The organism is Moorena sp. SIO4E2, from assembly GCF_010671945.1.
GTDB lineage: Bacteria > Cyanobacteriota > Cyanobacteriia > Cyanobacteriales > Coleofasciculaceae > Moorena > Moorena producens.
This window is the reverse complement of the sequence record NZ_JAAHIE010001222.1, coordinates 1-1,396: the sequence shown is the minus strand read 5'-3', so window position 1 is coordinate 1,396 and position 1,396 is coordinate 1. Positions and strand designations below refer to the sequence as shown.

Annotated in this window: 1 protein-coding gene and 2 pseudogenes; 1 reads left to right on the top strand and 2 read right to left on the bottom strand. The window is 35.0% G+C overall.

The annotated features are described in order from the left end of the window. Positions 1-125, bottom strand: a pseudogene (locus F6K37_RS42390) (RRXRR domain-containing protein); the annotation flags it as partial. Positions 126-193: 68 nt separating this feature from the next. Here F6K37_RS42390 and F6K37_RS42385 point away from each other — a divergent pair. Next, the gene (locus F6K37_RS42385; protein ID WP_008190751.1) at positions 194-1,174 is read left to right on the top strand and encodes a transposase family protein; all 981 of its coding nucleotides are present in this window, start codon (positions 194-196) and stop codon (positions 1,172-1,174) included. A 73-nt stretch (positions 1,175-1,247) separates the two neighbouring features. On the opposite strand, the pseudogene F6K37_RS42380 reads toward F6K37_RS42385, so the two are convergent. Next, positions 1,248-1,396: pseudogene (locus F6K37_RS42380) on the bottom strand (RRXRR domain-containing protein); the annotation flags it as partial.

The window sequence follows — 1,396 nt, the reverse complement described above, 5'->3', positions numbered from 1 at the left end:
GAAATTTCAGGGTTTTCCATCTTCTGAGTATCGAACCTAACTAATTCCTGAGAAATGCCAGTTATCGGACAAAATCGAGTAAGTTTTTTTACCCATGTGAGAATATTATGAACTCTCGACATTAGACCTCTCCAAAAAACAAACTTATGGTAAAATAAGATAAAATTAATCACTTTTATCAACCTCAAAAACCATGAGCTACACTTGGAACTACATCCAAAAAAATCCTAAACAAACAAAAAGATTGCTAGGAATAAATTATGAGCAACTCTCTCAACTGATAGAACAAGCTAAGTTATTACATCGTCAACATCAAGAAAAAATTGAAAATCAAAAAGTCCGGCTAATAAAGCCTGGGGGAGGTGCTGGACAAAAATTATCAATTGAAGACCAAATAGTCTTGACATTAATTTACTTACGACATCACATAAACTTTCAACTTCTCGGACTACAGTTCCAGGTGAGTGAATCTAAAGCAAACTCTACTTTTAACTACTGGCAATCTATTTTCAGGGAAGCTCTACCAGCTTCTTTGTTAGAACAAGTAAAAAAGTACGAAGAATCCGAGGATATAATTCAAGAAGCCTTAACTGAGTATGAGTTAATAGTAGATAGCGCAGAACAAGTCAGAGAAAGACCTTCAGACTATAATCAACAAAAATTATTCTATTCTGGCAAGAAGAAAAACCATACATTTAAAAATCAATTTATTGTTTTGCCAAAAGGGGAAGATATAGTGGATGTAGTGGTCGGTAAACCAGGCCCCAAAAGTGACATAAATATTTGTCGGGAAAGTTTAAAAAAATTTGATGATAAACAACGACTGAGTGGGGACAAAGCTTATCTAGGAGAAGAACAAATAAGAACTCCCCATAAAAAGCCAAGAAATGGTGAGTTAACCTCACAGCAAAAGAAATATAACAAGCTATTATCTTCAAACAGAATATTTGTAGAACATGTGATTAGGTTGGTAAAAATTTTTAAAATAGCGGGAGAAAGGTTTCGCCTAAATTCTAATAAATATTCTGGGGTGATTTTGACAATATGTGGTTTGGTAAGATTGAGAACAGGAGCCTTAGTATTACAAGTAACAAAAGCCTCGGAAATTGCTGAAACAATTGAGGTTGTCTATGCTCATAGTTTTAGTGCTAAATTAACATCAATAGCTTCTTAAGCTTATTATAGCGTTAATTCAACGTAAAATTGACTTGGTCAATTTGATCGCTGAAAAGCAGTGCCTGAGAAAGTTTCAAGTTTTTGGAGAGGTCTATTAGACTGGGAGCTAACCACCCATCAGGACGTTTACGGTTAAGAAACCGTGGCTGTCGATAACGAGTTTTGCGGTTTCTACGAGAACTTCTCAACTTTCTACGTGAGGTTAAACCATCTCGAATTT

What these genes read in the sequence shown, in the direction of transcription:
- F6K37_RS42385 (WP_008190751.1), top strand. Translation starts at nt 194, where the DNA reads ATGAGCTACACTTGGAACTACATCCAAAAAAATCCTAAACAAACAAAA.